Genomic DNA, 26,550 nt, shown 5'->3' on the forward strand with positions numbered 1-26,550 from the left:
GCGGCTGTTCACCAGCCACGGTTCGCGAAGTGCTCGGCGTCGGACAGGGTGTCGAGGTTGATGCCGACCATGGCCTCGCCGAGGTCGCGCGAGGCGTCCGCGATGATCTTCGGGTCGTCGAAGAACGTGGTGGCCTTGACGATCGCGGCCGCGCGCTTGGCCGGGTCGCCCGACTTGAAGATGCCGGACCCGACGAAGACGCCCTCGGCGCCGAGCTGACGCATCAGCGCCGCGTCCGCCGGGGTCGCCACACCGCCCGCCGAGAACAGCACCACGGGCAGCTTGCCCAGCTCGGCGACCTCCCGGACGATCTCGTACGGCGCGCGCAGCTCCTTGGCCGCCGCGTACAGCTCGTTGCTGTCGTACCCGCGCAGCCGGGCGATCTCGTTCTTGATCTGCCGCAGGTGGCGCACGGCCTCGACGACGTTGCCGGTGCCGGCCTCGCCCTTCGACCGGATCATGGCCGCGCCCTCGGCGATCCGCCGCAGCGCCTCACCCAGGTTGGTCGCACCGCACACGAACGGGGTGGTGAACGCCCACTTGTCCGAGTGGTTGACCTCGTCCGCGGGCGTCAGCACCTCCGACTCGTCGATGTAGTCGACGCCGAGCGACTGGAGGACCTGCGCCTCCACGAAGTGCCCGATCCGGGACTTGGCCATGACCGGGATCGACACCGCCCCGATGATCCCCTCGATCATGTCCGGGTCGGACATCCGGGCCACCCCGCCGTCCTTACGGATGTCGGCGGGCACCCGCTCCAGAGCCATCACGGCCACCGCGCCGGCGTCCTCGGCGATCTTCGCCTGCTCCGGCGTGACGACGTCCATGATCACGCCGCCCTTGAGCTGCTCTGCCATGCCGCGCTTGACGCGTGCGGTGCCGGTTTCGGGGGTCTGGGGGCTGGTGGACACGGAGCGACCTCACTGGACTGGGAAGGATGTGACTCCTCCAAGAGAACGCCTGGTCACCGGTCCACAGCAAGGGCCACCGGAGAGCCGGTGGATCCTTCTCAGCTCACCGGCCGGGCCGCGAGCGCGGTGGGCGGCTCGTCGTCCATCTCGAACGTCGGCGAGAACGGTGCGTGGCCGGCGAGCCGGAACCAGCGCACCTTGCGGTGCCGCCGCAGGGCGCGGGCGGCGCGTACGGCGTCGTTGTGGAACAGCCGCGCCATCGGTACGCGGCGCACGGCGGCGGCGAGTTCGTCGGCCGCCTCCTCCCCGCCGGGCGCGGCCCGCACGGCCTCGACCTGCTCGGGCTCCCCGAACACGGCCCGCAACGCCTGGCTCAACTCGCTCTCGGCCACCTCCCGCTGCTCCTCCTCGGCCTGCCGGGCGGCGTGCGTGGCCTCGTACAGGACGAGCGAGGCGGCGGGATCGAGCAGGCCGGAGGTGGCGAGCTCCTGCGCGACGGACGCCCGCCGCAACAACTGCGCGTCCAGGGCGGCGCGGGCGGCGTCGATACGGGCGTGCAGCCGGTCGAGCCGCCCGGCGGTCCAACTCAGGTAGAGCCCGATGGCGATGGCGATGCCGACGATCCAGATGATGGTTTGCGTCACGTGCGCAGGCTAGTCGTCGTGCGGCGGGTGTTTGTCGTCCGGCCGGTGGTCGGTGCGGGGTGGTGGTTGCGGTGGTTGCCGGGGGCCGTTCCGGGGTCGCGTCCTGCGCGGTGTCGCCGTCCGGCGCGGTTCGGGGTTGCGGGTGGTGGTTGCGGTTGTCGCCGGGTGCCGTTCCGGGGAGGCGTCCTGCGCTGCATGATTTACGGCGCGTACTCCTCTGACGCGGAGCCACCGCCGAGATGCGCCACAAATCACGCTCTACGCTCCGGACACCACCCCTGCACGACCCCCTTCACCCCAGCCGCCCGAATCGGCTGCCCCGCGACCACCAAGGGCCGGCGGCCGGGCGTTCACGCCAGGGACATGCCCCTCGGCCGGCACGGCACCGCTCACCCGCGCTGACGCGGACGGGTGTGCCCGACCGCCGGGGGGAGGGGGCCGGGGCCGGAGGAGGGGGGTGTCCGGACGTAAAGCGAAGGAGCTCATGCGACAAGCAGTCCGGACACCCCCCTCCGCAGGACCCGGACACCGCCACCAGACAGCGAGACCGCAACCACGACCCGCAACCCCGGACGGCTAGTCCCGCGCCGCCAAGCCGAAGCGCGCCCTGAAGCCCGTCGCCCTCTCGTCCGTCGCCACCGACGCCGCACCGTCCGTCACCGTCTCGTACACGGCCAAAATATCCGCGCCCACCGTCGACCAGTCGAACCGCCGCACATGCGCGCTCCCGCGCTCCCGCAGTTCCGCGCGGCGCGACGCGTCGCCCAGCAGCCGGATCGCCGCGTCCGCCAGCGCGTCCGCGTCCTCGTTCGCGAACAGCTCGCCCGCCGCGCCCTGGTCCAAGACCTGGGCGAACGCGTCCAGGTCGCTCGCCAGCACCGCAGCGCCCGCGGACATCGCCTCGACCAGGATGATGCCGAAGCTCTCGCCGCCCGTGTTGGGCGCCACGTACACGTCGAGGCTGCGCAGCAGCCTCGCCTTGTCCGCGTCGCTCACCATCCCCAGGAACTCGACCTGCCCGCGCAGCGCCTTGGGCAGGGACTCGACGGCTTCCTTCTCGTCGCCGCGTCCCGCCACCAGCAGCCGCGTCCCGGGGTAGGCCGCGAGAATCTTCGGCAGCGCCTTCATCAGGACCGGCATCCCCTTGCGGGGCTCGTCGATGCGGCCGATGAAGCCGATCGTGCCGCCCTGCCACGCCGGGTTGGGCTCGGCGTCGGCGAAGAAGTCGACGTCGACCCCGTTGGGGATCACGACGGCGTCGCCGCCGAGGTGTTCGACCAGTGTCCGGCGCGCGTACTCGCTGACCGCGATCCGCGCGCTGATCTTCTCCAGCGCGTTCTGCAGGATCGGGTACGCCGCGATCATCGCGCGTGAGCGCGGGTTGGACGTGTGGAACGTCGCGACGGTCGGGCCCGACGCCGCCCAGCAGGCGAGCAGTCCGAGGGACGGCGAGGTCGGCTCGTGGATGTGCATCACGTCGAACTCGCCCTCGTGCAGCCAGCGGCGTACGCGGGCGGCCGAGAGGAAGCCGAAGTTGAGCCGGGCCACCGAGCCGTTGTACGGGACGGGCACCGCGCGCCCGGCCGAGACGACGTACGGCGGCAGCGGGGTGTCGTCGTCGGCCGGGGCCAGGACGGACACCGTGTGGCCCAGCCGGATCAGATGCTCCGCCAGGTCCCTGATGTGGAACTGGACGCCGCCCGGCACGTCCCAGGAGTACGGGCAGACGATGCCGATCTTCACGCGGACCCCTCACGCGGTTCGAGGTCCGCCACCCAGAGCCGTTGCAGCATGTGCCAGTCCTCCGGATGGTCGGCGATCCCGCCGGCGAAGGCATCGGCCACCGCCTGTGCCATGACAGACGTCTTTTCCGCGCGGGTACCTGTCTCCGGTACGTCCACGGGCGGATGGACCCGGCCCTGCATCACCGGCGACTCGTCGTACCAGAGGGTCACCGGCAGGAGCAGCGCGCCGGTCTGCTGCGCCAGCAGCGCGGGGCCCGCGGGCATCCGCGCCGTGTCGCCGAAGAAGTCGACCTCCACGCCGGAAGCCGACAGGTCGCGGTCGGCGACGAGACAGACCAGGCCGCCCTCGCGCAGCCGCCGGGCGAGCGTGCCGAACGCGGCGCCGCCGGTGTGCGGCAGCACCTCCATGCCGAGGCTTTCGCGGTAGGCGACGAACCGGTCGTACAGCGTCTCCGGTTTGAGCCGTTCGGCGACGGTCGTGAAGGGCACCCCGAGGCAGCGGGTGACCCAGACGCCCGCGAGGTCCCAGTTGGCCAGGTGGGGCAGCGCCAGTATGACGCCACGTCCCGCGGCCAGGCCGTCGGTGAGGTGGTGGAGTCCCTTGGGGTCGAATCCGGCGGCGGCGCGCTCGTCGCTCCAGCTGGGCAGCCGGAACGACTCCATCCAGTACCGCATGTACGAGCGCATGCCGGCCTTGGACAGCTCGGCGAGCCGCTCGGGGCCCGCGTCGGGCACGACGCGCGCCAGGTTGGATTCGAGCCGCTGGACGCTCTTGCCGCGCCGCTTCCACGCGATGTCGGCGATGTTCCTGCCGAGGGCGACGGCGGCGGGCTCGGGGAGCTTCTTGACGGTGCCCCAGCCCAGTCCGTACAGCGCGTCGGTCACCCGGTCGCTCGCGCCGCTCATGACGTGGTCTCACTCCCCCGTCCGGTGCCGGCGGCGGCCGCTGCCGCCGCGGCGTCCGCCTCGGCGGACTCCCTGCGGACGGTGATGACCCGCTGGGCGAGCGTCACGGCGCTGCCGGCGGCCACGATCCACAGGGCGATCGGCAGCAGGATCTCGATCCCGGGGACGCCGAAGGTCCGGTGGAATCCGGCGAGTCCGGCGGCGACCAGGGAGATCACCAGCCGCTCGGCGCGCTCGACGAGTCCGTTGACGGCGACCGGCAGTCCGATGGCCTCGCCGCGTGCCTTCGTGTACGACACGACCTGGCCGCTGGCGAGGCAGAAGATCGCGACGGCGCACAGCATGTTGTTGTCGCCGCTGCCCGCGTACCAGAGCGCGAAGCCGCCGAAGACGGCCCCGTCGGCGACCCGGTCCAGGGTCGAGTCGAGGAACGCGCCCCAGCGGCTGGAGATGCCGGCCTGCCGGGCCATGTTGCCGTCGACGAGGTCGGAGAAGACGAAGACGGTGGCGACGATCGTGCCCCAGAAGAACTCTCCACGAGGGAAGAAGACCAGCGCGCCCGCCATCACTCCGGCTGTGCCGATGAGCGTGACCGCATCGGGGCTGACCCCTCGGCGGAGCAGAAACGCGGCGAACGGTGTGAGGACACGCGTGAAAAATGCACGCGCGTACTTGTTCAGCATGGCCTTCCCGACGGTCGGTGGGCCGCGCGGCCCCGACGGCCACCGGCTGGCCCATCGTAGCCACGACCGGCGGGCTCCACCGCCGGGTACCCGCCCCATGCGTGGCGTGCGACGTATGGACGGACCGTGGAGCGAGTGGAAAGCTCGAAGGACCACCGCGGGGCACAGCCGGAGCGGGAGGCTTGATCATGGGCGACAAGGCGCACACACATACCGGGGCCGCGGGCGGGGTGGCGGTCGCCGACCGGCCGTCCGCCGTGCGGAACGTGGTCCTGGTCGGCCACAGCGGATCGGGCAAGACCACGCTCGTCGAGGCGCTGGCGCTGACCGCGGGGGCGGTCAACAGGGCGGGCCGGGTCGAGGACGGCGGGACGGTCTCGGACTACGACGAGATCGAGCACCGCCAGCACCGCTCCGTACAGCTCTCGCTGGTGCCGCTGGAGTGGGGCGGCTGCAAGATCAATCTGCTGGACACCCCCGGCTACGCCGATTTCGTCGGGGAGCTCAGGGCCGGTCTGCGCGCGGCGGACGCGGCCCTTTTCGTGGTGTCGGCCGCGCAGGACGCGCAGTCGGTCCCCGCGACGACCCGGGCGGTGTGGGACGAGTGCGCGGCCGTGGGGATGCCGCGGGCCATCGTCGTCACGCATCTGGACACGGCGCGCACCAGCTTCGAGACGATGACCGACATCTGCGGCCGGATCTTCGGCGGCGCCGACCCCGACGCCGTACTGCCGCTCTACCTGCCCGTACGCGGCCCCGAGGGGGCCGACGGGCACGCGCGGGCCACGGGTCTCGTGGGACTCCTCTCGCAGCGGATCTTCGACTACTCGACGGGCGAGCGCAGGACCGGTGCCCCGGCGGCCGGGCAGCTCCCGCTCATCGAGGCGGCCCGCGCGCGGCTGATCGAGGGGATCATCGCGGAGAGCGAGGACGAGACCTTGATGGACCGGTATCTCGACGGCGCGGACATCGCCGTCGGGACGCTGACCGAGGATCTGGAGAAGGCGGTCGCGCGCGGGGTCTTCCATCCGGTGCTCGCCGCGGCGCCGGCGCCGCCCGACGGCAGGCAGGGGCTCGGTACGGTCGAGCTGCTGGAGCTGATCACCGGCGGCTTCCCCTCCCCGCTGGAGCGCGCCGCCCCCGCCGTGACCACGCCGGGCGGCACGCCGCGCGCCGGCATCAGCTGCGATCCGGGCGGCCCGCTGGTCGCCGAGGTGGTCAAGACGGCGTCCGACCCGTACGTGGGGCGGCTCTCGCTGGTACGGGTGTTCTCCGGGACGCTGCGGCCCGACGAGACGGTGTGCGTGTCGGGGCACGGTACGGAGGACGAGCGGATCGGCGCGCTGTCGTCCCCTTTCGGCAAGCGGCAGCGGGTGCTGCCGCGCTGTGTCGCCGGTGATCTCGCGTGTGTGGCGAAGCTGTCGAGCGCGGAGACGGGTGACACGCTTTCCGCCAAGGACGAGCCGCTGCTGATGGTGCCGTGGACCATGCCGGAGCCGCTGCTGCCGCTGGCCGTCGAGGCGCACGGCAAGGCGGACGAGGACCGGCTGTCGCACGGTCTGGCCCGGCTGGTGGCCGAGGATCCGACCATGCGCCTCGAACAGAACCAGGACACCCGTCAGGTCGTCCTGTGGTGCCTCGGGGAGGCGCACGCGGACGTGGCGCTGGACCGGCTGCGGAACCGGTACGGCGTGCGGGTGGACACCGTGCCGTACCGGGTGCCGCTCAGGGAGACCTTCGGCGCCCCGGCCACCGGGCGCGGCCGGCATGTCAAACAGTCGGGCGGGCACGGCCAGTTCGCGATCTGTGAGATCGACGTGGAGCCGCTGCCGCCCGGTTCGGGTGTCGAGTTCGTCGACCGGGTGGTGGGCGGTTCGGTGCCGCGGCAGTTCGTCCCGTCCGTCGAGAAGGGCGTACGGACCCAGGCGGCGCAGGGAGTCACCGCCGGCTTTCCGCTGGTCGACATCCGCGTCACGCTGCACGACGGGAAGGCGCATTCCGTCGACTCCTCGGACGCCGCCTTCCAGACGGCCGGCGCGCTGGCCCTGCGCGAGGCGGCGGCCGCCGCCGTCCTCAGCCTGCTGGAACCGGTCGCCGAGCTACGCGTGACGGTGCCCGACGAGTACGTCGGCCCGGTGATGAGCGATCTGACGGGCCGCCGCGGCCGGGTGGTCGGCACCGAACAGGCGAGCCGGGGAAGGACGTCGGTCAGGGCCGAGGTGCCCGAACTGGAGATCGGACGGTACGCGGTCGAGCTGCGCTCCGTCTCGCACGGCACCGGCCGGTTCAGCCGCTCGTACGCCCGTCATGAGGCCATGCCGGGGCCGTTGGCCGAGAAGCTACGGATACGGGACGCGAACGGGGCGTAGTCACGGCCGTACCTGACGCGGAAGCCGCGCCCCCGCTACGCTTGGGGTGCCCAGCTCAGCAGGTGTGCAGGGGCTGCTGGTTGGGAAAAGGCCGCACAGCGGATCCTGGCGGCGGACAGTGGGGGCGGCAGTGGCGAATGACGGTTTCGACTTCAGCCCGGGAGCGCAGGTCCCGCTCACGGGCTCGGCCGGGCAGACGGCGGCCACCCATGCCCTGGCGTCGGCCGCCTACCGGGACAGCCCGGTCGAGGAGATCCTCAAGGCCGACAACGAGTGGCACAAGTCGGCGGTGTCGAAGCCCGCGTTCAAGCTCTTCAAGCCCAATCTCGGCGAGGCGTTCTCCCGGGCCGTCCAGGTCCGGATGCTGGGCGGGGCGCGGGCGGCGCTCATCCAGTCGTTCGGCACGGAGCCGCAGACCGTGGTGGAGCACTGCCTCGCGGCCAACCGGATACGCAAGGAGCGCGACCAGAAACTGACCCTGGTGACGCTGGTGTTCGGGGTGGTCTTCCTGCCCGGGCTGCTGGTGTGGCTCGCGGTGTTCCAGCTGCGCAAGAGCCTGTCGGGGGCGAAGAACAAGGGCGCGGGCGCCATCGGCATGCTGCTGCTGGTGGCGGTGGCCGTGCTGGCGGTGCTCTTCCTGGTGAAGCTGCCCTTCGGCGGGGTGGCCGGCTGGTACGTACGCGGCGCCGTGCTGGCCCCGGTCGTCGGCTGGGTGATCGCCAAGCGGATCTGTGAGTCGACGGCGCGGGACCTGCGGGTGCGCTGGGAGGATCTGCTCTCCGGCGGCGGCATCGGCGCCAAGATCCCCGAGGCGGTGCCCGGGCACCCGAACGAGATATCCCGCGAACAGCTGCGCCAGGGGCTGCAGAAGCTGACGGCCGAGCAGCAGTCGAACGTCGTCTTCTACGCGGGACCCAAGGGCATCCTGGGGATGGGCACCCGGTGGGGCAGCTGGCAGCTCGCCGAACAGCTGCTGCCCAAGGACCCCACCAAGGAGATCCACGGCTTCCGCAGCTGGGACGTGATACGCGCGATCCATGACCAGATGAAGCTGCTGGAGCGGGGCCCGCTGAACACCGGCGGTTTTCCGACCCCTTCGGTCAAGCACTGGATCGTCTCACCGGTCGGCGAGGGCGCGGGATCGGTCTCCCGGCCCGAGGGGCAGGATGTGGAGGCCTTCCAGATCAAGGGCCACGAGATACAGCGCATCTGCAACCACCAGCAGTTCGGCAGCGGCAACCGGCATTATCTGGGCGTCCAGTTCACGCTCTGGGACGGTCAGTTGGTGATCACGATGATGATCACGGTGACCGTGCTGCACGAGACGCTGCGCATCGAGGTCACCGGACACGCGCTGGGCCCGGTGCACTCGCTGTTCACCAGCAAGCCCGCGGCGAAGACCATCACCGTCTCCAAGACCGTCAAGTTCTGGGAGACCACGACCCGGAATCTGCCGCTGGTCGACTCGAACGAGGTCGTCAGGCTCGCGGTGCGCGCGCCGCTCGTCTGGTACCCGGCGGTCCTCGACCACCTCGGCGGCAAGCTCACGCTGCCCGAGCCGTTCGGCCCGCGGCACGCCTGGGCCGACCAGCCGTGGCGGCACCGCTTCATGGCGGACGACGCGATGCGGGCGGCCACGCCCGTCCTGCGGGTCGCGCACAACGCGGCCATGCGGGTGCTGGAGGAGCACGGCGTGGACACCGACAACTTCGGCAACCGCGCGGGCTTCCTCAGCGGTGTGGTGCAGGACCCGGCGCCGCGGAAGGTCGACACGTACGACGCGTGAGCGGAGCCGGCCGGGTCAGGAGCCGGCCGGCCAGGCCTCGGCGAGCATCGTCCGGGTGTCGGCGAGCAGTTGGGGCAGCACCTTCGTATGTCCGACGACCGGCATGAAGTTGGTGTCCCCGCCCCAGCGCGGCACGACGTGCTGGTGCAGATGCGCGGCGATGCCCGCCCCCGCCGACGCGCCCTGGTTCATGCCGATGTTGAAGCCGTGCGCCCCTGAGGCGGTCCGCAGCGCGGTCATCGCCCGCTTGGTGAAGGCGCCCAGCTCCGCGGTCTCCGGGTCGTCCAGCTCCGTGTAGTCGGCGACGTGCCGGAACGGCACCACCATCAGATGGCCGCCGTTGTACGGGTAGAGGTTCAGCACCGCGTACACCCGCTCACCGCGGGCGATGATCAGGCCGTCCTCGTCCGACTTCGCCGGGATGGAACAGAACGGACAGCCGTCGCCGGCCTCGGGCCCCGTGGGCTTGTTCTCACCCTGGATGTAGGCCATCCGGTGGGGTGTCCACAGGCGCTGGAACGCGTCCGGGGTCCCCACTCCGATCTGCTGCTCCGGCTCAGTCGTCATGCAATGCAGCATATGACTTCGCCCCGCCGAGGCGTGTCGTCGGCCCCGCTCCCGGCGGCGCACCGCGATGCTGGGCCGATGGATGTCCCGAGCGGCCCCGACCGGCAGCGCCGCTGGGAGCAGCGCATGGAGTTTCCGCTGCTCCTGGCCTCGCTGGTATTTCTCGCCTGCTACGCGGTACGGGTCCTCGCGAACGACGCCGACCAGTTCTGGCGGGCGCTCGCGCTGATCCTCGCCCTGCTGACCTGGGCGCTCTTCCTCGGGGACTATCTGGTGCGGCTGCGGCTCAGCCGGCAGGGCGCCGGATTCCTGCGCACGCACTGGCTGGACACCGTGGTGGTGCTGCTGCCGCTGCTGCGGCCGCTGCGGATCGTGAGCACGTATCTGGCGGTGCAGCGCCGCAGGGACCGCCCCCGCTTCAGCCTGTACGGGCGGGTGATGATGTACGCCGGTCTTTCGGCGCTGCTGCTCACCTTCGCCGCCGCGCTGGCCGTGTTCCAGCAGGAGCGGGGCGCGCCCGGTGCCACGATCCGTACCTTCGGCGACTCGGTGTGGTGGGCGTGCTCGGCGATCACGACGGTCGGGTACGGCGACGTGACGCCGGTGACCCCGTGGGGGCGGGTGATCGCGGTGGGGCTGATGGGCTGCGGTCTCGCGCTGCTGGGGGCGGTGACGGGTTCGTTCTCGTCCTGGCTGATCCAGGTCTTCCGGCGGGAGGACGAGGCCGGGCCCCCGACGAGTTGATCTCGGTCGGGGGCCCGGACTGGACGGGGTGGGGTCAGACCTGGACCCGGCGCTCCACCACGTCGAGGATCTCGGCGATCGCCTCGTCACGCGGGATGCCGTTCTTCTGCGTCCCGTCGCGGTAGCGGAAGGACACGGTGCCGCCCGTCATGTCGTCGTCACCGACGATGATCATGAAGGGCACCTTCTGCCGCTGGTGGTTGCGGATCTTCTTCTGCATCCGGTCGGACGACGCGTCCACGTCGATCCGCAGGCCCTTCTTCCTGGCCTCGGCGGCGAACTCCTCAAGGTACGGGACATGCCCGTCGCCGACCGGGATACCGACCGCCTGGACCGGGGCCAGCCAGGCGGGGAAGGCGCCCGCGTAGTGCTCCAGGAGGACACCGAAGAACCGCTCGATGGAGCCGAACAGCGCGCGGTGCAGCATGACGGGCTGCTGCCGTGAGCCGTCGGCCGCGGTGTATTCCAGGCCGAAGCGCTTGGGCTGGTTGAAGTCGACCTGGAGGGTCGACATCTGCCACGACCTGCCGATCGCGTCCTTCGCCTGCACCGAGATCTTCGGTCCGTAGTACGCGGCGCCGCCCGGGTCGGGCACCAGCGGCAGCCCCTGCTTCTCCGCGGCCTGCCGCAGCGCCTCCGTGGCCTCAGCCCAGTCCTCGTCGGAGCCGATGAACTTGTCCGACTCCGGGTCGCGGGTGGACAGTTCCAGCTCGAAGTCGTCCAGGCCGTAGTCGCGCAGCAGGTCGAGGACGAACGTCAGGAGCGTGTCCAGCTCCTGCGGCATCTGCTCCTTGGTGCAGTAGATGTGCGCGTCGTCCTGGGTGAAGCCGCGCGAGCGGGTGAGCCCGTGCACGACGCCGGACTTCTCGTAGCGGTAGACCGTGCCGAACTCGAAGAGCCGCAGGGGCAGTTCGCGGTAGGACCGGCCGCGCGACTTGAAGATCAGGTTGTGCATGGGGCAGTTCATGGCCTTGAGGCGGTAGTTCTGCCCGTCGAACTCGATGGGCGGGAACATGCCCTCCGCATAGTGCGGCAGGTGCCCGGACGTCTCGAAGAGGTGCTCCTTCGAGATGTGCGGGGTGTTCACGAACTCGTACCCCTCGTCCTCGTGCCGCTTGCGCGAGTAGTTCTCCATCTCCTTGCGGACGATGCCGCCCTTGGGATGGAAGACCGCGAGGCCGGGGCCCAGCTCGTCCGGGAAGGAGAACAGGTCGAGTTCGCTGCCCAGCCTGCGGTGGTCGCGGCGCTCGGCCTCGACGAGGAAGTCGAGATGCGCCTTCAGCTCGTCCTTGGACGGCCACGCCGTGCCGTAGATCCGCTGGAGCTGCGGGTTCTTCTCGCTGCCGCGCCAGTAGGCGGCGGCGGAGCGCATCAGCTTGAACGCCGGGATGTAGCGGGTGGTGGGCAGGTGCGGACCGCGGCAGAGGTCCTTCCAGCACAGCTCGCCGGTCTTGGCGTCGAGGTTGTCGTAGATCGTCAGCTCACCGGCGCCGACCTCGGCGGACGCGCCCTCGGCCGCGTCGGCCGCGTTGCCCTTGAGCCCGATCAGCTCGATCTTGTACGGCTCGTCCGCCAGCTCGGCCCTGGCGTCCTCGTCGGTGGTGACCCGCCGGGAGAACCGCTGGCCGCGCTTCTGGATCTCCTGCATCTTCTTCTCGACGCGCTTGAGGTCGTCGGGGGTGAAGGGCTCGGTGACGTCGAAGTCGTAGTAGAAGCCGTCCTTGATGGGCGGGCCGATGCCCAGCTTGGCGTCGGGGAACAGCTCCTGCACCGCCTGCGCCATGACGTGCGCCGTGGAGTGCCGCAGGATGTCGAGACCGTCCTTGGAGGAGATCTCGACGGGTTCGACGACGTCGCCCTCGGCGGGCTCGTACGCGAGGTCCCGCAGCCGGCCGTCGACACGGGCGGCGACGACGGTGCGCTCGCCGGGGAAGAGGTCGGCCGCCGTAGTGCCCGTCGTCACCACGCGCTCTTCCCGCTCGGAATCGCGTTGGATGATCACACGGACGTCTGACACCGGTCTCTCCTTAACCACGGGGCGCGACAGCGGACACTGCGCTCGTGCCCGATCGTACCGAGCCGGGCGGGCCGCCCGCGCAACGGATGACGGTGGCCGTAAAGGGCGCGTACCGCACGACCTGTCCGGGTATCACCGATCTGTGCAGAGCGGGAACGCCATCTGCCGTTGACGCACGAGGAGTTCACGAATGACGTGTTGGTACGAAGGGCCGTTGGCCGCATTCGACACCGAGACGACGGGAAGCGACGTCGAGGGTGACCGGATAGTCTCCGCCGCCCTCGTCGTCCAGGACGACGCCGGGGCGGCGCCCCGGGTGACGCGCTGGCTGGTGGACCCGGGCGTGCCCGTGCCCAGGGCCGCCACCGACGTACACGGCCTGACCGACGACTTCCTGCACCGCAACGGCCGTTGGCCGGCCCCGGCGGTCGCGGAGATGGCCGGGTCGCTGGCCGACCAGTGCGCGGCGGGCCGACCGCTCGTGGTGCTGGACGCGCCGTTCGACCTGACGCTGCTCGACCGTGAACTGCGCAGGCACCGGGCCTCCCGGCTGGCCCGCTATCTGGACAGATCCCCGGTGGCGGTGGTCGATCCACGCGTCCTTGACCTGCATCTGGACCGCTACCGCAAGGGCCACCGCACGCTCCCCGAGCTGTGCGGCCGGTACGGGGTCGAACTGTCCACCCATGGCACGGAGCCGGACGCGGCGGCGGGCGCGCTGGCGGCGCTGCAGCTGGCCCGCGCGGTGGGGCGCCGGTTCGCGGTACGTCTGGAGCGGCTGAGCGCGGCCGAACTGCACCGGTTGCAGGCGGCCTGGCACACGACGCAGCAGCGCGGTCTGCGCAGCTGGTTCACCCGCACGGGCACCCGCGCCCCGACCGCCCCCGGCTGGCCGCTACGGGCCGAACTCCCGGCGGCGGCAGCCTGATCCGGACGCGGGCCGGACGCACGAAGGCCGGTCCGTCGATGACGGACCGGCCTTCCCCGGTGGGCGATACTGGGTTCGAACCAGTGACCTCTTCGGTGTGAACGAAGCGCTCTCCCACTGAGCTAATCGCCCGGGAACGGACTGAACCATACAGGCCGCGACGGCTTCCCTCCAAACCGAATCCGGCTCACCGGCAGCCGATTCGGGTCCGGGGACGACGAAGGCCCCGAAGACCTGTTGGGGTCTTCGGGGCCCGCGTGCCGGGTGGGCGATACTGGGTTCGAACCAGTGACCTCTTCGGTGTGAACGAAGCGCTCTCCCACTGAGCTAATCGCCCCGACGCACGGCACACATTACCCGATGTCACTGCTTGATCTTCCACGGCATGACGACGCCGAACTTCCAGAGGTAGATCCCGACCAGCACGGCGATGATCACGACGCCGACGCTGGTGAGGACGATGTTGCGGCGGCGGACCCTCGGGTCCATCGCGCGGTGCGCCGCCTCCGTCACCTTGCGCCGGGTCCAGCGCAGGACGAGCTGGGCCCAGACGAACTCGGTCGCCCAGATCGCCATGCCGCCGAAGATGACCAGCCAGCCGGGGCCCGGCAGGGGCAGCAGGATGATTCCGCCGACGACGACGGCGAGACCGACGACGAAGACGCCGACCTGCCAGCTCAGGTGCAGCGTGCGGGACCGCTTGATGAAGTCGGGCGCACGGGAGCCGAGCCCGGCGCGCTCGCCGGCCTCGCCGGTGTCGTCGGCCTTCCCGGTGTCGTCGGCCTGCCCGGTGTCGTCGGCCTGCCCGGTGTCGTCGGCCTGCCCGGTGTCCGCCCCGGCGCCCGTCTCCGCGTCCGTCCCGGTGTCCGTGCCGCCGGCCGTCGCGACCGCCGGCTCACCGTCCGTGCGCGCCGACTGCGTCTCCTCCGCCACCCCAAGCCCCCGTTCGTCACTCTCCGCACCCATGTACGCCAATCTACCCGACCCGGCCGCATCACTGGAATGGCCGAATGACCCTGGGTAACACACCGCCGAACGGGTTACCTGAAGGGCCACAAAACGGGCAGAGGGGTTTACAACGGCACTGTAGGTGGCATGTCGATTTCGCCGACGTGCGAATCCCCGAGCGCACACTGAGCGAAAGGCCCTGGCGCTTATGAACACCACGGTCAGCTGCGAGCTGCACCTGCGCCTCGTTGTATCGAGCGAGTCCTCACTGCCTGTACCCGCGGGCCTGCGGTATGACACGGCCGATCCCTATGCCGTGCACGCCACCTTCCACACCGGAGCCGAGGAGACGGTCGAGTGGGTCTTCGCCCGCGACCTTCTCGCCGAGGGGCTGCACAGGCCCACCGGCACCGGCGACGTCCGAGTCTGGCCGTCCCGCAGTCACGGTCAGGGCGTCGTCTGCATCGCGCTGAGCTCTCCGGAGGGCGAAGCACTGCTCGAGGCCCCTGCCCGGGCCCTGGAGTCGTTCCTCAAGCGGACCGACGCCGCTGTGCCACCCGGCACCGAGCATCGCCACTTCGACCTCGACACCGAACTCTCACACATCCTGGCCGAGAGCTGAGCCAGGCTGAGGGCCGCACGGCGCCGTCCGACTCGGGGAGACGGCGCCGCGCGGACAACCGCATACGGAGCACGACGGCGCCGGCGCCGCGGAACCCACCGCGGCGGCGGCGCCGCCGCGTTCCGGGCGGCAGCGGATAGAGTTCTGCGGGTTCGGCGGGCGCACAGGCCCGCAGCCGCCCAGGGAGCGAATCGTGCTGATCCCACACGACACCCGCATCGCCCTCACCACCGTCGTCGACCTGGTGAACAGTGCCCCGCAGGAGACCGTGGACGGAATCCCGGCGGACGGGCTCGCCGACACGGAGGCGCTGTACGCGTTCGTACGGGACCATCACGTCAGCGGGGTCGACGAGCTCCGCGCGAGCGATCTGCGGGCCGTACAGGACGTACGTACCCGCTTCACCGAGGTCTTCGCGGCCCCGGACGCCGCTGCCGCCGCCGAGCTGCTCAACAAGCTCGTGGCGGCCGCCGGCACCACGCCGCAGCTCACCGATCACGACGGCTACGACTGGCACGTCCATTACTTCACGCCGGGTGCGTCCGTCGCCGACCATCTCGCGGCCGACTGCGGGATGGCACTGGCGTTCATCGTGGTGGCCGGGGAACAGGAGCGGCTGCGCCGCTGCGAGGCCCCGGACTGCGGGCGCGCGTTCGTCGACCTGTCGCGCAATCGCTCCCGCCGCTACTGCGACAGCCGCACCTGCGGCAACAGGCTGCATGTCGCCGCTTACCGAGCGCGCCGCAAGGAAGCGGCCGGCTGAGCGTCACAGCAGGAAAAGATCGTGTACAGCCGCGAACAGCAGCAGCGAAGCGATGACCGTGAGGAAGATCATCAGGGGCGGCTGGGAGAGCGCGAAGAGGCAACCGCGCTGCTCATCGGTGGGTGCGGGTGTTTCGTCCCGTGAGGTATCGAGCATCTCGGACCGATGATGACGCAGCCCCAGGGGTGCTCATGACCAACACACCCCATACGAGCGGGAGTTCATCATATCCCGTGGATGCGGTCCGGAATGTGGGCACAATGCCCCTTCACCGTCGGCCCTGCGGCGGCCGTCCCGGGTCAGATTCCGTGCTTCTTGAGGATCGCCTCGATGTCGCCGAAGTCGTCCTCGCTCCCCGCCCGCGGCTTCGCCTTCGGCTGCGCGGCGGGCTTGGCCGCCCCGCCGAGCGAGGGCGCCGAAGCGGCCGGCGCGACGGCGTCACGCTGCGCGGCCTTCGCGGCGGCCCTGCGCTCCTTGCGGGTGCCGCCGGTGCGGCGTTCGATCGCTCTGGTCAGCATGAAGAGCAGCCAGGCGACGGCCAGCAGCACGAATCCGGACCACGCCGTCACGCTGAAGGCCGTGTGCGCCAGCCATTTGACGACCCCGGTCAGCACGAGCCCGATCGGGACCAGCGAGTACGCGGCGATCCGCGTCGCCTTCAGGAAACGCTTGCGGTACGCCGTGACCGCGGCGATGCCCAGGCCCGCCACAGACACCGCGGAACAAATGGTCTCGGCAATCATCCGGTCCTCCAGGCAGCGCCTGCCGCCGTCGATCATCGGTAAAGGCTGGTCGGAAAAACTCGTACTTCCTCCATCCTGCACCTGGTACCTGGTTCGGGGCCACGGGCGGAGGCCACCTCTCAGGGACATATCGGGGGCGCGGTCCTCCCCAGGTCCCGGTCGGAGCGGCCCGCCTCCTGCTGGGAGACTGACCCCATGAGCGACTCCTCCACCCGCCGTCCCGTCGTCCTCGACGTCTGGTGCGACCTCCAGTGCACCGACTGTCACAGCGCCCTGGCGGACATCGCCGCGCTCCGGGCCCGTTACGGGGACGGCCTCGATCCCCGGCTGCGGCACTTCCCGCTGGAGAAGCACCGGCACGCCTTCGCCGCGGCGCAGGCGGCGGAGGAGGCGGCCGAGCAGGGGCGCGGCTGGCCGTACGTGGAAGCCGTGCTGGCCCGTACGACGGAGCTGGCGACCGCCGGCGAGCCCCTGCTGGTGGAGATCGCCCGCGAGCTCGGCCTGGACGCGGAGGAGTTCGACACGGCCCTGATCGACGGGCGGCACATCCTGGTCGTGGACGCCGACCAGGCCGAGGGCAAGGCGATCGGCGTGACGGGCACGCCCACGTACGAGGTGGGCGGCGAGCGGCTCGACGGCGGCAAGAGTCAGGAGGGGCTGCGCGAGCGGATCGAGGAGATCGTGGACGGGCTCCTGAGCGACTAGCTGGTAGCTACTGGCGGCGGGCGGCGGGCGGCGGCTAGAGAAGCCGCTTGAAGAAGTTGATGCCGGTCGTCCCGTAACCGAGCGACTCGTACAGCCGGACGGCCGGGGTGTTGTCGGAGAAGACGTGCAGGCCGATCAGGGACGCACCGCCCTCCCCCGCGATCCGCTCGGCGAGCAGCATCAGCGCGCGGCCGTACCCCTTGCCGCGGCGGTCCTCGGCGACCGCCACGTCGTACACGTACGGCGCCCGCTCGCCGGGCCGTACCTCACGCCGCGCGACCCAGACATGGCCGACGACCTCGCCCTCGGCGATCAGGACCCACATCGAGACGCCGGGGGTGTCGAGGCCCGCCGGCAGGCTCTCGCGGTGGCTCGCCTCCGACTTGGCCCGTGCCTGCTCCGGGGTCGCGCCGCGGGCGATCCAGTGCTCGGCGAACTTCTCCTGCGCCTTGACCAGCCAGTCCTGGAACTCGGCCGGGGTCATCGGGCGCGCCTCGACCCCGGCGGGCAGCTCGGGCGGCTCGGGGGCCAGGTCCTTGACCATGTTGCGGCTGCGTTCGACGTAGCCGAGGGCGGCCAGCGTACGGAGCGCGGGGACGGCGTCGGCGGGGGCGGCCGCCAGCACCTGCTCGCAGCCCCAGCCGCGCAGCACCTCCTCGGCGGCGAGCGCGGCGACCGTTCCTCTTCCTCTGCCGCGGTCGGGTTCGTCGATGTGCAGCGCGTGGACGACACCCACGGTGGAGCCGAAGCCCGGGTCGGTGCCGAGTTCGATCAGCCCGACGGGTCTGCTGTTGACGCAGACCTGGTAGCTGCGTGACTGGGCGCCGTCACCGGTCTTCTGAAGCGGCCCGGTCGGCCGCAGGGTCGTGGTCATCACCGGAGTTCTACCCGCCTGCGGGGGCGGCGTCATCCTCTTTGCGCCCGGTGGTCCTGCGGGGGCGGTCCTACGGGGGCGGTCCTACGGGTCGAGATCGGCGCCGGACCGCTCGTCGAACACGCGCATCGCCTTGGCGGTCACCGGGCCCGGGGCGGTGGGCAGTTCGCGGCTGTCCACCCGGTGGACGGCCTGCACGTCGCGCAGGCTCGACGTCACGAAGATCTCGTCCGCGTTTTGGAGAACGCCGAGCGGCAGGTCGGTTTCCCGGGCGCCGGACCATTCGACGACGAGCTCGCGGGTGATGCCGGCGAGACAGCCGGAGGCCAGCGGCGGGGTGTGCAGTTCGCCGTCGACCACGACGAAGACGTTGGACCCGGTGCCCTCGCAGAGCTGCCCGACGGTGTTGGCGAAGAGCGCTTCCGACGCGCCTTGTTCGTGGGCGGCGGCGAGGGCGACCACGTTCTCGGCGTACGAGGTGGTCTTCAGCCCGGCCAGCGCGCCGCGCTCGTTGCGCGTCCAGGGGACGGTGACCACGGCGGTGGTCTCGGCGCGCGGCTCGGACTCGGCGAGCGCGACGACGAGGGACGTGCCCGCGTCGCCCCGCGCGGAGCCGAGCGGCGAGAGTCCGCCGGTGTAGGTGATCCGCAGCCGGCCGAGCGGCGCCGGATTGGCGTCGAGCACGGCGGTGCAGGCGGCGCGGACCTCGTCGAGGTCGGGAGCCGGCAGCCCGAGGCCACGGGCGGAGCGGGCGAGCCGGTCGAGATGGCGGGTGAGCGCGAACGGCCGGCCGTGCACGGTCTTGAGGGACTCGAAGATGCCGTCCCCCACGGTCAGCCCGTGGTCGAGCACCGACACCTGCGCGGACTCCGCCGCCCGCAGTCCGCCGTTGACCCAGATCATCATCTGTCCGGTTCTCCTCACGCTCGCCTCGTACCCCTCCGACGCTACCGCGAGTGGCCCCCACGTGATCGGCGGGCCACCCACAGCTGAACGCGGCCCAGCACGCTGCGTAAACGCGTTTTTGTGCTGGCGGAGGAATCCGCTAGAGTTCACCACGTCGCCGGGCCACGCAAAACGGACCGGGAAACGGCACGCGGACGTAGCTCAGTTGGTAGAGCGCAACCTTGCCAAGGTTGAGGTCGCCAGTTCGAACCTGGTCGTCCGCTCGATTGTGGGGGATCTTTCCCGGGCCCCACACTCCAGGTGGAGTGGCCGAGAGGCGAGGCAACGGCCTGCAAAGCCGTCTACACGGGTTCAAATCCCGTCTCCACCTCCAAGGACGATTAGCTCAGCGGGAGAGCGCTTCCCTGACACGGAAGAGGTCACTGGTTCAATCCCAGTATCGTCCACACAGCTCAGGGGCTGTTTCCCACGACGGGAGACAGCCCCTGAGGCGTACCGGGTGACTAACTGCGTGACTACCGCTTCGGAGCCGGCGGCGTGCCGAAAATGCCATCCATGGCGACGGCCCCAGTCTGGATCACCGGGCGGATCTGCTTCCGGTAGACCTTCTCCGTCACCGACGTCCCCGAGTGACCGACCAGCCGGGAAATCTCTTCGAGCGGCATTCCCCGATCCGACAGAATCGAGACGAAGGATGTCCGGGTCTCCCGCGTCGTCCACTCGTCCGGCTTGAGTTCGACGCCGGGCATGAGCGCGGCACGAGCGAGCACCTTCCGGAACTCACGCCGTACGTTCGCCGCATCCAGCTCAGTCCCCACAGCCGACGTGAAGACCAACCCGGTTTCCTGCCACTCACCACCGGCGGCAACGCGCTGCCACCCCTGACGCTCCCTCTGAATCCCGAGCGCGTCGATAGCCCGGCCGGGCAGGGCGAGCGTACGACGAGACTTCCTGGTCTTCGTGTCACCAGAACTTCGGACAGAGCGCCACACGGCAATGTGCGGCGGGATCGTGGGAGACGCCGCCGGATCTCCGTCGAGATCAACGTGATCCCAACGAAGCGGACGCATCTCCTCAGTTCGGCCCCCTGTGAGAAGTGAGACCACGATGTACGCGTACAGCGGCGAATCCTCGGCAGCCGTCAGCAAAGCCTCTGCCTGCTTGAGCGTCAAAGACTTGGAAGGCCGCCCAGGTTGGCCTGTAGGTACCGAGCACAGCTCTACGACGTTGCGCTTCACCTTGTCCCGCGCCATGGCCCGTTTCACCGCACGGTTCAGGCATGAGCGGATGATTTGCAGCGTGCTGGTACTGAGCAGCCGGGCCTTGGCGGCGAGCCACCCATCCACCTCATCCGCACTGAGGTCCCGAAGCTTTCGAGCGCCCAGGGCCGGAATGACGTGGGACTCACACAGGATCGTGTACTTGACCACCGTGTCCTGGTCCAGGCCGGCCAGACCATAGGCAAGCCAGTCGTTCACTGCGTGCGCCACCGTGTAGGCGGCCGGAGCGATGGCGAGGCCATCTTCAGCGTCCCGCAGTACTTCCTTGAGCTTGGCTTTCGCCTCCGTCTTGGTCCTGCCGCTACCGCGCTTGACGATCCGCTTGCCAGCCGGCGAGTACCCAAGCGTCGCGCTCGCGATCCAGCGTTCCCGCGTCTTGTCCCAGTGAAGACCGCCGTCACCACGGCCTCGACGCGCAGTCATCGCACTCCCCCGGCTTCACGTTCGAGGAGCGCAACGTACTCACGGAGCGCCGACGCCGGGATACGGCAGGCCCGACCCTGATGGACCGTACGGAGGCGCCCCGCGCGAATCTGCTCGTAGATCACAGTCCGACTCAGGTTGAGCACTTCCATGGCACCTTCCACCCGGTAGAGCAGCAGAGACTCACCTGGCTGGTCCCGATCAACAACAGTCGCCATGGTCACCACACCCCGTCCAGCTCTTGCAGCTCGGTGCGGTGCTCTTGGGCGGTCAGACGATTGGTGCGGATCGCTCGCGCTGTCTGAGCGGCGAGCCAGGATTCGCCGGGGGTATGGCCGTGGCCGGCGTACGTCCAGGAGGCAAGGACGAGGGTCGTCGCATCCGGGTTGTCGTCAGGGTTGGGGAGGCCGAGCGCTTCGCGTTGTTGGTTGGCTCGGTAGTTGGCGCGGACCTGTCGTAGGGCGCCCAGGGTGGTGCTGTAGCGGCGGGATTTGGTGGAGAAGTGACCTCGGAAGCCGAGCATGTGAGCCCAGGCCCACAGGCGCCGGTCCGGGTACAGCGGGTCGAGGTCCCAGCAGGCGCGGATAAGGCGGCGGGTGTGGTCGGGCAGGTCGGTCAGCTTGTCGAGTTCGGCCAGTTCCCCGATCCGCCGGTCGACCGTGCCGGTGGTCTCGGCCGCCTTGGTGGCGTACTTGGCGACGTAGGAGGCCACGGCCTGCTCGGTCAGGTCTTCGCCGTTGCCGAACGCGCCGATCGGCTGCACGTCGAGCTGAGTCCCCCAGCGCAGGACCCGGGCGGGCTGCTCGCCGGCCGGGGGCAGGGTGACCGCAGCACGGGCGGCGGCGGCGCGCAGCGCGTCGGTGAGCAGGTCGAGGGTGGCCCAGGCCGGCGGCGGGACATCAGGCCCGTCTGGTCCGTCGAAGCGGATCACGGCATGGAAGTGGATGGCCCCGCGCTTCTGATACTCCGCCACCTTGCCGTAGGAGACCCGCAGCACCTCCTTCAGCTCACGTTGGGTGATGCCGGCACGGGCGGCGAGCTCACGCGGGAGGTAGATGGTCACGTAGCGCCATAGGTGTCCGGCGTGGTTGTTCCACAGCACGGCCCCGGCGTAGTCGTACGTCTCGGGGTCGAGTGCGGTGCCCAGCTCGGGTGCGTCTTCGGGGTGGTGGGTGCCGCAGCGGCAGGGGCGGGGGCCGGGCCGGTTGTGGACGGGGCCGAAGGAGGGGGCGGTGAGGGTGGCGAAGACGCGGGGGTGGTCGCGCACGGTGTGCGGGGTGCCTTTGTCGGGGTCGCCGGTGAGGCCGGCGCGGATGAGGTGGTAGGTGTCGCCGGCGTAGGTCCAGGCGCAGGAGGGGCAGCGCGAGGCCCGCCGGTTGCCGCACGCGATCCTCAGCCGGCCGCCGGGTTCGCCTTCGGTGGAGTAGGCGTGCAGGAGTTGCCCGGTGGCCGGGTCGAGGGTCTTGGTGTAGCCGGTCAGGTGGATGGGGTCGGAGCAGCCCTGTGTGCGGCGGATCTGGTCCTGCCAGCGGTCGAAGCCGGGGGCCCCGACCACCCGGAGGAGGTCCCCCAGGGTGGTCGGGTCCAGGCCCGCCGCCGTGGCGGTGTCGTTCATGCGGCCACCCCGAGCCGGGAGGCGAGTACGGCGGTGGCGATCCAGTGCGTGTAGGCCGGGGGAATGCATTCGCGGATGCCGTCGCGGTTCATCCACGGCACGCCCATGTCGGCACGGGCTTCGGGGACTCCGGAGAAGTTGCCGACGTAGTGCGCGAAGTGCCCGGCAGCCCGGGGGCGGCCCATCTTCGTGAGCGGGGCCAGGTGGGCGGGATGCGGCGGCGGGGTGAAGGAGAAGCCGCCGCCGGTCTCGAACAGCCGGTGGCGGTAGGTGCGCATCCCGAACGCAGCCGCGCACAGCGTCACCGGGCTGCGGAGTTCCCCGGCTGCCTCTTCGACGTTCTCGATCACCCAGGGGCGGCCGGTCGCCTCCAGGGCTGCACGGACGGGGGCGATCAGGTCGGGGTGGTCGCGGCCCTGGATCTTCTGGGCGCGGCTGTAGCGCTGGCAGGGCGGGGAGGCGTGGATGAAGTCGAACTCCGCCCCGTGCTCGCGCAGGTAGCCGAGCGCGTCCGCCTGGACGAAGCGCAGGGGGTAGCGGGGCTGCGGCGCCAGGTCCACGCCCGTGACGTCGAATCCGGCCTGGTGGTAGCCCATGCCGGCGCCACCCTGGCAGGAGAAGAGATCGAGCACCCGCAGACCGTTGGGAAGGGCCGTATTCACCGGTTGCCCCCGTTCTGGCGGTGGGCGGGACCGTGGTTGGCGGTGTAGCCCTCCACCAGAGCGCGCACCTGGTCATCACCGGTCGCGGTGGCGCTGGCGCCGCAGTGGCACACGGCCGAGCCCCGGGCGGGGGTGGACGGGGACGGCTTGCTGACGTGCAGGCCGGGCCTGTCCGGCGTCGGAGTCAGATCACTCACCGCGCTCACCTCCCGGCGCGGACGAGGCCGGCGGCGGGGGCGGTGTGGCCGGTGCCGTGGCAGGCGCGGCAGGCGAGGGTGATGGTCTGGCGCTGTCCGTCGGGGGTGCGCTGTCCGGTGGTGATGGCGACTGTGGCGAAGCCGTCGCAGTCCGCGCAGCGCCGGGCGTGGACGTGGGCAGGGGTGTGCTGGGGCATGATGGAACTTCCCTTTCGGGTCCTTTGGATCAGGAAGGTGAGAAGGCGCCCGGGGCGGCGGAAACTTGGCGGTTGAGGCCGCCCCGGGGGCCGTTAGCGGCGGGTGCCGGAGTCCTTGAGGAGCGAGCGCAGGACCACGGCGCACACAGCGACAGAAGCGCCCGTGATGGCGACCGCCAGCAGTATCGAGACGAGCACGGTGCCGACGACGAGGACCACGGCGGTCCCGGCGCCGGCCACGGCGACGACCGAGCCGGGCGTGAGCTGGACCGTGGGCCGGGCGGGCGCGGCCGGCGTCGGGACCGGGGCGGGCGCGGGGGCGGCCGGGGTGTGGTTGTGGCCGCAGTCGCACGGCACGACCGGGGCGGTGGTCGGGATCACGGTGTGTGCGGGTGCGGTGTCGAGCGGCGGGTACTTCGGGGTGAACATGAGATTGATCTCCTCTCAGGGGTTGCAGCGGTGGGTGCGGGCGGCGAGTTCGGCGGCGGGGCGGTTGAAGTAGTCGGCGGAGAAGCCGCAGCCGGGGGCGGTGCAGGCGGCAGTGTGCTTGGTGCGTCCACGGCCGTCGTAGTGGCTGCCGACCTGGACGGGTCCGATACGGATCACGTCGTAGAAGCGATTCGGGCGGCGTGACACAGGCGAACTCCCTTTCCTGTCAGGCGAGTTGGGCAGTGATGGCGTCGGCCAGGGCCGGCGGGACACCGAGACGAGCACGCAGGGTCTCGGAGTCGATCCGGTCGCCGGTCGCGGTGTGGTGGGTGTCGGCCAGCTTGCGGGCGTGATCCAGCAGCGCCGGCGGGACAGCCACAGCAGGCGCGACAGGCGCCGTCGGTGTGGCGGGCGGCAGCTCGGGAGCCGGGTCCGGAACGCGGTCGACCGTGACCTCAGCGTCCGGTGCCGGGGCCGGCTCGTGGACCGGGGCAAGGCCGGGGGTTGGGTTGTGGGCGAGGAGGGTGCCGCCGAGGAAGGCGACAGCGGGCCAGCCGGCGACGAGGATCCGCAGCCAGGCGGGCACGTGATCCAGGTCGAGGAGGCCGGCCGTCGAGACGTTCGCACCGAGCGACGCGGTCAGGGCGATGACGAACCAGGTCCAGGCGGCACGAGCGTCGCCATGGTCGGCGCGCAGGGACCGCATCCGGCGCCAAGCGGCGACAAGCAGCAGATCGACGCTGATCGGATAGGCCCAGGCTTTCCACCCGTCCTGCCCAGCAGCGGCGGCGATGTCATGCAGATGCGCGAAGGACAGAGCACCCGCGATCACGGCCTGAATGAGAACGGCGTCCGGGCGAAGTGCACGGGACATGGGATACGCCTCCTTCTCAGGCATCCGGGTCGGTGCCGGAGCCGAAGCAGTTCAGGCAGAACCCGTCCTGCTGGCCGACCGGGCGCCGGCGGCGGCCGACCCGGACCGTGACGGCGACCTGTCCCGATCCCTTGCAGACCGGGCAGGCAACCGGCTCGGCCGGAACCGTCTTCGCGGCGGGGCGGGCGGTGGTTTTGCGGGCCATGGCGGTGACTCCTTTCGGGTTTGGGCATGGGCGGGGTAGGGACCTGGCGTGAGGCAGTCACACCAACCGGTGGAGCAGGAGGGGGATTTAGTCGGTCACCGGTCGCGGCTTGACCAGCGACGGGACATCCACCGGGGCGGTAGGGACGTGCGGCCGGAACGCTTCCAGGGCCGTGATCGTCGGGGTGAGGTGCGCGAACTCCCGGCAGACCTCGGCCGCTTCGGCGGCGGTGGTTTCGGGGGTGCGGATGCGGGACCAGCCTCCGGAGGAGTCACCGGCCACAGCCACACCGGGGCGATCCGGCGCAATCGTGGTGGCGGCGAAGACCGCGTCCGGGGCGATGTCACCCAGGCCCATTTCGGCGGTCTGCTTGTCGTTGACGCGGTGCACGACACGGCCCGTGAGCTGGGCACGGAGCATCGTCGCGCCCTTGCCCAGCTCGGAGCCGAAGCGCTGCCCGCAGATCTCCAGATAGATCCCCACCGCGCGGGACATCTGCCCGAGACGGACGAGTTGCATGACCATCTGGTCCCGGCGTTCCTCATCCTTCCTGGCCGTGATGAGGAACAGCTCCGACACCTCATCCACCAGCAGCACCACCGGCACCGGACGGACATCGTCGGGCAGTTGCCACAGGTCCGAGACACCGTGCTCGCTCAGCAAGGCGAACCGATCCTCCATCTCGGCAACCACGGCCTCCAACAGCCCGGACGCCTCATCCGGTGTCGTCGCCAGGGCGGAAAGGCGCGGGGCGTAGGTGCGGTGCTCGACACCGCGTTTGCAGTCGATCCCCACCAGCGCCACCGACAGTTTCGCCAGGGCCATGACGAGGTTGCGCTGATACATCGACTTGCCCGACTGGTTCGCGCCCAAGGTCAGCGCGTGCGGGACCTGCCGGTAGTCCCGGACGAACACCGTCCCGTCATCGCGCAGCGCGACCGGAACCATCATCGGACCCTTGAGCAGCCGGCGCGGCATCCGCACCCGGCGCAGCACGTCGTAGCCGGTCATCCGCAGCTCGACATAGCCGGGCTTGATCTCCACCACATTCACCGAGTGGACACCCCAGGCGTGCCGCAACCGCTCGGAGGCGGCAGCCACGTCGGCGGGCTCCAGGCCGGCGGGAAGGCGGAGCGTCACCCGCAGACCGGTCGAGGTGCCCCGCACGCGGCGGACCTTCGGCGGGACCGGCTGCACATCCTGACGACGTGCCACGTTGCGGACGAGGAAGGCCCGCAGGGCGGAGGGGCGGACCGTCAGACCGCACACGTCCATGGTCGAGCGGTAGGTGAAGGTGAACCGGCCCCACGTCAGAGGCTTGCCCACCGCCATCCAGTAGATCCGGGGCGCGTTGAACTTCGCGTACCCGAGTCCGCCGGCACCCGCTAAGGCGCCTGTCGCCTCCGCCCACAGAGCCACGTCCGGCATGATCAGATCCCCGGCGTGATGGCGACCGCGCGGAACGAGATCCCGTGGCGCTTCTGCCCGTTGAACTCGTTCTCCCAGTCACGCGCCTTCAGCCCGATCACCGACACCGGAGTACCCGGGGCCAAGCCCTCGGGGACACCCGTGTTCGGCACCGTCACCTGGTAGAGGTTCCCCTCACCCTCATCCGAGATCAGCAGACCCACCGTCGCCAACGGCGCACCAGTCTCCCGATCCATCGCAATCTCACCGGTCTGCTTGTTCACGAGCTTGGGCGCCGGCGCGGTCGCCACGAACACCACAGCGGTCGAGACATCGATCTTGAAGGACGGCATTGCGTCTCCTTTGTCGCGTCGAGGCGTAGCGATCAGATAGCCCCAAC

At 70.6% G+C, this 26,550-nt stretch carries 31 protein-coding genes and 5 tRNA genes; 10 read left to right on the forward strand and 26 right to left on the reverse strand.

Annotated elements, in window-relative coordinates; all coding sequences use genetic code 11:
- Nucleotides 1-8: 8 nt before the first annotated feature.
- The 5 genes from pdxS to pgsA form a co-directional block, all read right to left on the reverse strand.
- Nucleotides 9-911 (reverse strand): pyridoxal 5'-phosphate synthase lyase subunit PdxS, encoded by a 903-nt coding sequence (gene pdxS, locus OHS57_RS07275; RefSeq protein ID WP_041991598.1) that lies wholly within the window; start codon nt 909-911, stop codon nt 9-11.
- Between the two features lie 98 nt (nt 912-1,009).
- A complete protein-coding gene (locus OHS57_RS07280; protein ID WP_041991597.1) occupies nt 1,010-1,555 on the reverse strand; it encodes a membrane protein in 546 nt (181 codons plus the stop codon).
- 576 nt (nt 1,556-2,131) lie between these two features.
- Entirely contained in the window at nt 2,132-3,298 is a 1,167-nt protein-coding gene (locus tag OHS57_RS07285; protein ID WP_041991595.1) for a glycosyltransferase family 4 protein, read from the reverse strand.
- Entirely contained in the window at nt 3,295-4,206 is a 912-nt protein-coding gene (locus OHS57_RS07290; RefSeq protein WP_041991593.1) for a phosphatidylinositol mannoside acyltransferase, read from the reverse strand. The genes OHS57_RS07285 and OHS57_RS07290 overlap by 4 nt, the downstream gene beginning before the upstream one ends.
- Nucleotides 4,203-4,889, reverse strand: a complete 687-nt coding sequence (pgsA, locus tag OHS57_RS07295; RefSeq protein WP_328581413.1) for a phosphatidylinositol phosphate synthase — start codon at nt 4,887-4,889, stop codon at nt 4,203-4,205. Before pgsA ends, OHS57_RS07290 begins: the two co-directional genes overlap by 4 nt.
- Nucleotides 4,890-5,077: 188 nt before the next feature.
- Between pgsA and OHS57_RS07300 the strand changes: the two genes are divergently transcribed.
- Nucleotides 5,078-7,258: an elongation factor G-like protein EF-G2 gene (locus OHS57_RS07300; protein WP_328581414.1), complete on the forward strand. Its 2,181-nt coding sequence runs from the start codon at nt 5,078-5,080 to the stop codon at nt 7,256-7,258.
- A gap of 130 nt (nt 7,259-7,388) precedes the next feature.
- Complete coding sequence (locus OHS57_RS07305; RefSeq protein WP_041991586.1) at nt 7,389-9,044, forward strand: hypothetical protein; 1,656 nt, start codon at nt 7,389-7,391, stop codon at nt 9,042-9,044.
- Between the two features lie 15 nt (nt 9,045-9,059).
- Here OHS57_RS07305 and OHS57_RS07310 read toward each other — a convergent pair whose 3' ends face one another.
- Nucleotides 9,060-9,623: an HIT family protein gene (locus OHS57_RS07310; RefSeq protein WP_041991584.1), complete on the reverse strand. Its 564-nt coding sequence runs from the start codon at nt 9,621-9,623 to the stop codon at nt 9,060-9,062.
- A 66-nt stretch (nt 9,624-9,689) separates the two neighbouring features.
- On the opposite strand from OHS57_RS07310, the gene OHS57_RS07315 reads away from it, so the two are divergent.
- A complete protein-coding gene (locus OHS57_RS07315) occupies nt 9,690-10,355 on the forward strand; it encodes a potassium channel family protein (RefSeq protein WP_041991581.1) in 666 nt (221 codons plus the stop codon).
- Between the two features lie 34 nt (nt 10,356-10,389).
- Here the strand turns inward: OHS57_RS07315 and thrS are convergent, their stop codons facing one another.
- Nucleotides 10,390-12,372 carry a threonine--tRNA ligase gene (thrS, locus tag OHS57_RS07320; protein ID WP_041991579.1) on the reverse strand — a complete coding sequence of 661 codons (1,983 nt, stop codon included), beginning with the start codon at nt 12,370-12,372 and terminating at the stop codon, nt 10,390-10,392.
- Between the two features lie 190 nt (nt 12,373-12,562).
- Here thrS and OHS57_RS07325 point away from each other — a divergent pair, with 190 nt between their 5' ends.
- Nucleotides 12,563-13,300: an exonuclease domain-containing protein gene (locus OHS57_RS07325; protein WP_041991577.1), complete on the forward strand. Its 738-nt coding sequence runs from the start codon at nt 12,563-12,565 to the stop codon at nt 13,298-13,300.
- Nucleotides 13,301-13,360: 60 nt separating this feature from the next.
- Here the strand turns inward: OHS57_RS07325 and OHS57_RS07330 are convergent.
- The 3 genes from OHS57_RS07330 to OHS57_RS07340 form a co-directional block, all read right to left on the reverse strand.
- Nucleotides 13,361-13,432 (reverse strand) — tRNA-Val (locus OHS57_RS07330).
- Between the two features lie 133 nt (nt 13,433-13,565).
- Nucleotides 13,566-13,637 (reverse strand) — tRNA-Val (locus OHS57_RS07335).
- A gap of 26 nt (nt 13,638-13,663) precedes the next feature.
- Nucleotides 13,664-14,266, reverse strand: coding sequence for a TIGR02611 family protein (locus OHS57_RS07340; RefSeq protein ID WP_328581415.1), 603 nt, complete (start codon nt 14,264-14,266; stop codon nt 13,664-13,666).
- A gap of 190 nt (nt 14,267-14,456) precedes the next feature.
- Here OHS57_RS07340 and OHS57_RS07345 point away from each other — a divergent pair, with 190 nt between their 5' ends.
- Together OHS57_RS07345 and OHS57_RS07350 are read left to right on the forward strand one after the other, a co-directional pair.
- On the forward strand, nt 14,457-14,870 hold the full coding sequence (locus OHS57_RS07345) for an SsgA family sporulation/cell division regulator (protein ID WP_003959770.1): 414 nt from the start codon (nt 14,457-14,459) through the stop codon (nt 14,868-14,870).
- A 193-nt stretch (nt 14,871-15,063) separates the two neighbouring features.
- Entirely contained in the window at nt 15,064-15,633 is a 570-nt protein-coding gene (locus OHS57_RS07350) for a CGNR zinc finger domain-containing protein (RefSeq protein WP_328581416.1), read from the forward strand.
- Between the two features lie 3 nt (nt 15,634-15,636).
- Here the strand turns inward: OHS57_RS07350 and OHS57_RS07355 are convergent, their stop codons facing one another.
- Both OHS57_RS07355 and OHS57_RS07360 read right to left on the reverse strand, forming a co-directional pair.
- Nucleotides 15,637-15,789 carry a hypothetical protein gene (locus OHS57_RS07355; protein ID WP_198533320.1) on the reverse strand — a complete coding sequence of 51 codons (153 nt, stop codon included), beginning with the start codon at nt 15,787-15,789 and terminating at the stop codon, nt 15,637-15,639.
- A 143-nt stretch (nt 15,790-15,932) separates the two neighbouring features.
- Nucleotides 15,933-16,376 carry a hypothetical protein gene (locus OHS57_RS07360; RefSeq protein WP_328585016.1) on the reverse strand — a complete coding sequence of 148 codons (444 nt, stop codon included), beginning with the start codon at nt 16,374-16,376 and terminating at the stop codon, nt 15,933-15,935.
- Nucleotides 16,377-16,571: 195 nt separating this feature from the next.
- On the opposite strand from OHS57_RS07360, the gene OHS57_RS07365 reads away from it, so the two are divergent.
- Entirely contained in the window at nt 16,572-17,081 is a 510-nt protein-coding gene (locus OHS57_RS07365; protein WP_328581417.1) for a DsbA family protein, read from the forward strand.
- 34 nt (nt 17,082-17,115) lie between these two features.
- Here the strand turns inward: OHS57_RS07365 and OHS57_RS07370 are convergent, their stop codons facing one another.
- Nucleotides 17,116-17,955: a GNAT family N-acetyltransferase gene (locus OHS57_RS07370; RefSeq protein WP_328581418.1), complete on the reverse strand. Its 840-nt coding sequence runs from the start codon at nt 17,953-17,955 to the stop codon at nt 17,116-17,118.
- Nucleotides 17,956-18,039: 84 nt separating this feature from the next.
- On the reverse strand, nt 18,040-18,861 hold the full coding sequence (locus tag OHS57_RS07375; protein ID WP_328581419.1) for an aminotransferase class IV: 822 nt from the start codon (nt 18,859-18,861) through the stop codon (nt 18,040-18,042).
- 190 nt (nt 18,862-19,051) lie between these two features.
- On the opposite strand from OHS57_RS07375, the gene OHS57_RS07380 reads away from it, so the two are divergent.
- From OHS57_RS07380 to OHS57_RS07390, 3 genes are all read left to right on the forward strand, one after another.
- Nucleotides 19,052-19,124, forward strand: a tRNA-Gly gene (locus OHS57_RS07380).
- A 36-nt stretch (nt 19,125-19,160) separates the two neighbouring features.
- A tRNA-Cys gene (locus OHS57_RS07385) sits at nt 19,161-19,234 on the forward strand.
- Nucleotide 19,235: 1 nt separating this feature from the next.
- Nucleotides 19,236-19,307, forward strand: a tRNA-Val gene (locus tag OHS57_RS07390).
- 69 nt (nt 19,308-19,376) lie between these two features.
- Here the strand turns inward: OHS57_RS07390 and OHS57_RS07395 are convergent.
- The 12 genes from OHS57_RS07395 to OHS57_RS07450 all read right to left on the reverse strand — a co-directional run bounded on the left by OHS57_RS07395 (nt 19,377) and on the right by OHS57_RS07450 (nt 26,503).
- A complete protein-coding gene (locus OHS57_RS07395) occupies nt 19,377-20,564 on the reverse strand; it encodes a site-specific integrase (RefSeq protein ID WP_328581420.1) in 1,188 nt (395 codons plus the stop codon).
- Nucleotides 20,561-20,782 carry a helix-turn-helix domain-containing protein gene (locus tag OHS57_RS07400; protein WP_328581421.1) on the reverse strand — a complete coding sequence of 74 codons (222 nt, stop codon included), beginning with the start codon at nt 20,780-20,782 and terminating at the stop codon, nt 20,561-20,563. The genes OHS57_RS07395 and OHS57_RS07400 overlap by 4 nt, the downstream gene beginning before the upstream one ends.
- Before the next feature lie 2 nt (nt 20,783-20,784).
- Entirely contained in the window at nt 20,785-22,179 is a 1,395-nt protein-coding gene (gene repSA, locus OHS57_RS07405) for a replication initiator protein RepSA (protein ID WP_328581422.1), read from the reverse strand.
- Nucleotides 22,176-22,841: an SAM-dependent methyltransferase gene (locus OHS57_RS07410; protein ID WP_443042849.1), complete on the reverse strand. Its 666-nt coding sequence runs from the start codon at nt 22,839-22,841 to the stop codon at nt 22,176-22,178. The genes repSA and OHS57_RS07410 overlap by 4 nt, the downstream gene beginning before the upstream one ends.
- The gene (locus OHS57_RS07415; RefSeq protein WP_328581423.1) at nt 22,838-23,038 is read right to left on the reverse strand and encodes a hypothetical protein; all 201 of its coding nucleotides are present in this window, start codon (nt 23,036-23,038) and stop codon (nt 22,838-22,840) included. Before OHS57_RS07415 ends, OHS57_RS07410 begins: the two co-directional genes overlap by 4 nt.
- Before the next feature lie 5 nt (nt 23,039-23,043).
- Nucleotides 23,044-23,235, reverse strand: coding sequence for a hypothetical protein (locus OHS57_RS07420; protein ID WP_328581424.1), 192 nt, complete (start codon nt 23,233-23,235; stop codon nt 23,044-23,046).
- Nucleotides 23,236-23,328: 93 nt separating this feature from the next.
- Nucleotides 23,329-23,664 (reverse strand): SpdD protein, encoded by a 336-nt coding sequence (locus tag OHS57_RS07425; protein WP_328581425.1) that lies wholly within the window; start codon nt 23,662-23,664, stop codon nt 23,329-23,331.
- Nucleotides 23,665-23,679: 15 nt separating this feature from the next.
- A complete protein-coding gene (locus tag OHS57_RS07430) occupies nt 23,680-23,871 on the reverse strand; it encodes a mobile element transfer protein (protein WP_328581426.1) in 192 nt (63 codons plus the stop codon).
- Nucleotides 23,872-23,890: 19 nt separating this feature from the next.
- Complete coding sequence (locus OHS57_RS07435; RefSeq protein WP_328581427.1) at nt 23,891-24,538, reverse strand: DUF2637 domain-containing protein; 648 nt, start codon at nt 24,536-24,538, stop codon at nt 23,891-23,893.
- Nucleotides 24,539-24,554: 16 nt separating this feature from the next.
- Nucleotides 24,555-24,743, reverse strand: coding sequence for a hypothetical protein (locus OHS57_RS07440; RefSeq protein WP_328581428.1), 189 nt, complete (start codon nt 24,741-24,743; stop codon nt 24,555-24,557).
- An 87-nt stretch (nt 24,744-24,830) separates the two neighbouring features.
- The gene (locus OHS57_RS07445) at nt 24,831-26,171 is read right to left on the reverse strand and encodes an FtsK/SpoIIIE domain-containing protein (protein WP_328581429.1); all 1,341 of its coding nucleotides are present in this window, start codon (nt 26,169-26,171) and stop codon (nt 24,831-24,833) included.
- Between the two features lie 2 nt (nt 26,172-26,173).
- Nucleotides 26,174-26,503, reverse strand: coding sequence for an SCO3933 family regulatory protein (locus OHS57_RS07450; RefSeq protein ID WP_328581430.1), 330 nt, complete (start codon nt 26,501-26,503; stop codon nt 26,174-26,176).
- Between the last annotated feature and the right edge of the window lie 47 nt (nt 26,504-26,550).

Source organism: Streptomyces sp. NBC_00370 (genome assembly GCF_036084755.1).
Taxonomy (GTDB): Bacteria; Actinomycetota; Actinomycetes; order Streptomycetales; family Streptomycetaceae; genus Streptomyces.

Excerpts from the sequence above, each read along its gene's own strand:
- OHS57_RS07290 (WP_041991593.1), bottom strand. The coding sequence starts at position 4,206 with ATGAGCGGCGCGAGCGACCGGGTGACCGACGCGCTGTACGGACTGGGC.
- pgsA (WP_328581413.1), bottom strand. The coding sequence starts at position 4,889 with ATGCTGAACAAGTACGCGCGTGCATTTTTCACGCGTGTCCTCACACCG.
- OHS57_RS07300 (WP_328581414.1), top strand. The coding sequence starts at position 5,078 with ATGGGCGACAAGGCGCACACACATACCGGGGCCGCGGGCGGGGTGGCG.
- OHS57_RS07310 (WP_041991584.1), bottom strand. The coding sequence starts at position 9,623 with ATGCTGCATTGCATGACGACTGAGCCGGAGCAGCAGATCGGAGTGGGG.
- OHS57_RS07315 (WP_041991581.1), top strand. The coding sequence starts at position 9,690 with ATGGATGTCCCGAGCGGCCCCGACCGGCAGCGCCGCTGGGAGCAGCGC.
- OHS57_RS07325 (WP_041991577.1), top strand. The coding sequence starts at position 12,563 with ATGACGTGTTGGTACGAAGGGCCGTTGGCCGCATTCGACACCGAGACG.
- OHS57_RS07340 (WP_328581415.1), bottom strand. The coding sequence starts at position 14,266 with ATGGGTGCGGAGAGTGACGAACGGGGGCTTGGGGTGGCGGAGGAGACG.
- OHS57_RS07345 (WP_003959770.1), top strand. The coding sequence starts at position 14,457 with ATGAACACCACGGTCAGCTGCGAGCTGCACCTGCGCCTCGTTGTATCG.
- OHS57_RS07355 (WP_198533320.1), bottom strand. The coding sequence starts at position 15,789 with ATGCTCGATACCTCACGGGACGAAACACCCGCACCCACCGATGAGCAG.
- OHS57_RS07360 (WP_328585016.1), bottom strand. The coding sequence starts at position 16,376 with ATGATTGCCGAGACCATTTGTTCCGCGGTGTCTGTGGCGGGCCTGGGC.
- OHS57_RS07365 (WP_328581417.1), top strand. The coding sequence starts at position 16,572 with ATGAGCGACTCCTCCACCCGCCGTCCCGTCGTCCTCGACGTCTGGTGC.
- OHS57_RS07370 (WP_328581418.1), bottom strand. The coding sequence starts at position 17,955 with ATGACCACGACCCTGCGGCCGACCGGGCCGCTTCAGAAGACCGGTGAC.
- OHS57_RS07375 (WP_328581419.1), bottom strand. The coding sequence starts at position 18,861 with ATGATGATCTGGGTCAACGGCGGACTGCGGGCGGCGGAGTCCGCGCAG.
- OHS57_RS07395 (WP_328581420.1), bottom strand. The coding sequence starts at position 20,564 with ATGACTGCGCGTCGAGGCCGTGGTGACGGCGGTCTTCACTGGGACAAG.
- OHS57_RS07400 (WP_328581421.1), bottom strand. The coding sequence starts at position 20,782 with ATGGCGACTGTTGTTGATCGGGACCAGCCAGGTGAGTCTCTGCTGCTC.
- repSA (WP_328581422.1), bottom strand. The coding sequence starts at position 22,179 with ATGAACGACACCGCCACGGCGGCGGGCCTGGACCCGACCACCCTGGGG.
- OHS57_RS07420 (WP_328581424.1), bottom strand. The coding sequence starts at position 23,235 with ATGCCCCAGCACACCCCTGCCCACGTCCACGCCCGGCGCTGCGCGGAC.
- OHS57_RS07425 (WP_328581425.1), bottom strand. The coding sequence starts at position 23,664 with ATGTTCACCCCGAAGTACCCGCCGCTCGACACCGCACCCGCACACACC.
- OHS57_RS07435 (WP_328581427.1), bottom strand. The coding sequence starts at position 24,538 with ATGTCCCGTGCACTTCGCCCGGACGCCGTTCTCATTCAGGCCGTGATC.
- OHS57_RS07440 (WP_328581428.1), bottom strand. The coding sequence starts at position 24,743 with ATGGCCCGCAAAACCACCGCCCGCCCCGCCGCGAAGACGGTTCCGGCC.
- OHS57_RS07445 (WP_328581429.1), bottom strand. The coding sequence starts at position 26,171 with ATGCCGGACGTGGCTCTGTGGGCGGAGGCGACAGGCGCCTTAGCGGGT.
- OHS57_RS07450 (WP_328581430.1), bottom strand. The coding sequence starts at position 26,503 with ATGCCGTCCTTCAAGATCGATGTCTCGACCGCTGTGGTGTTCGTGGCG.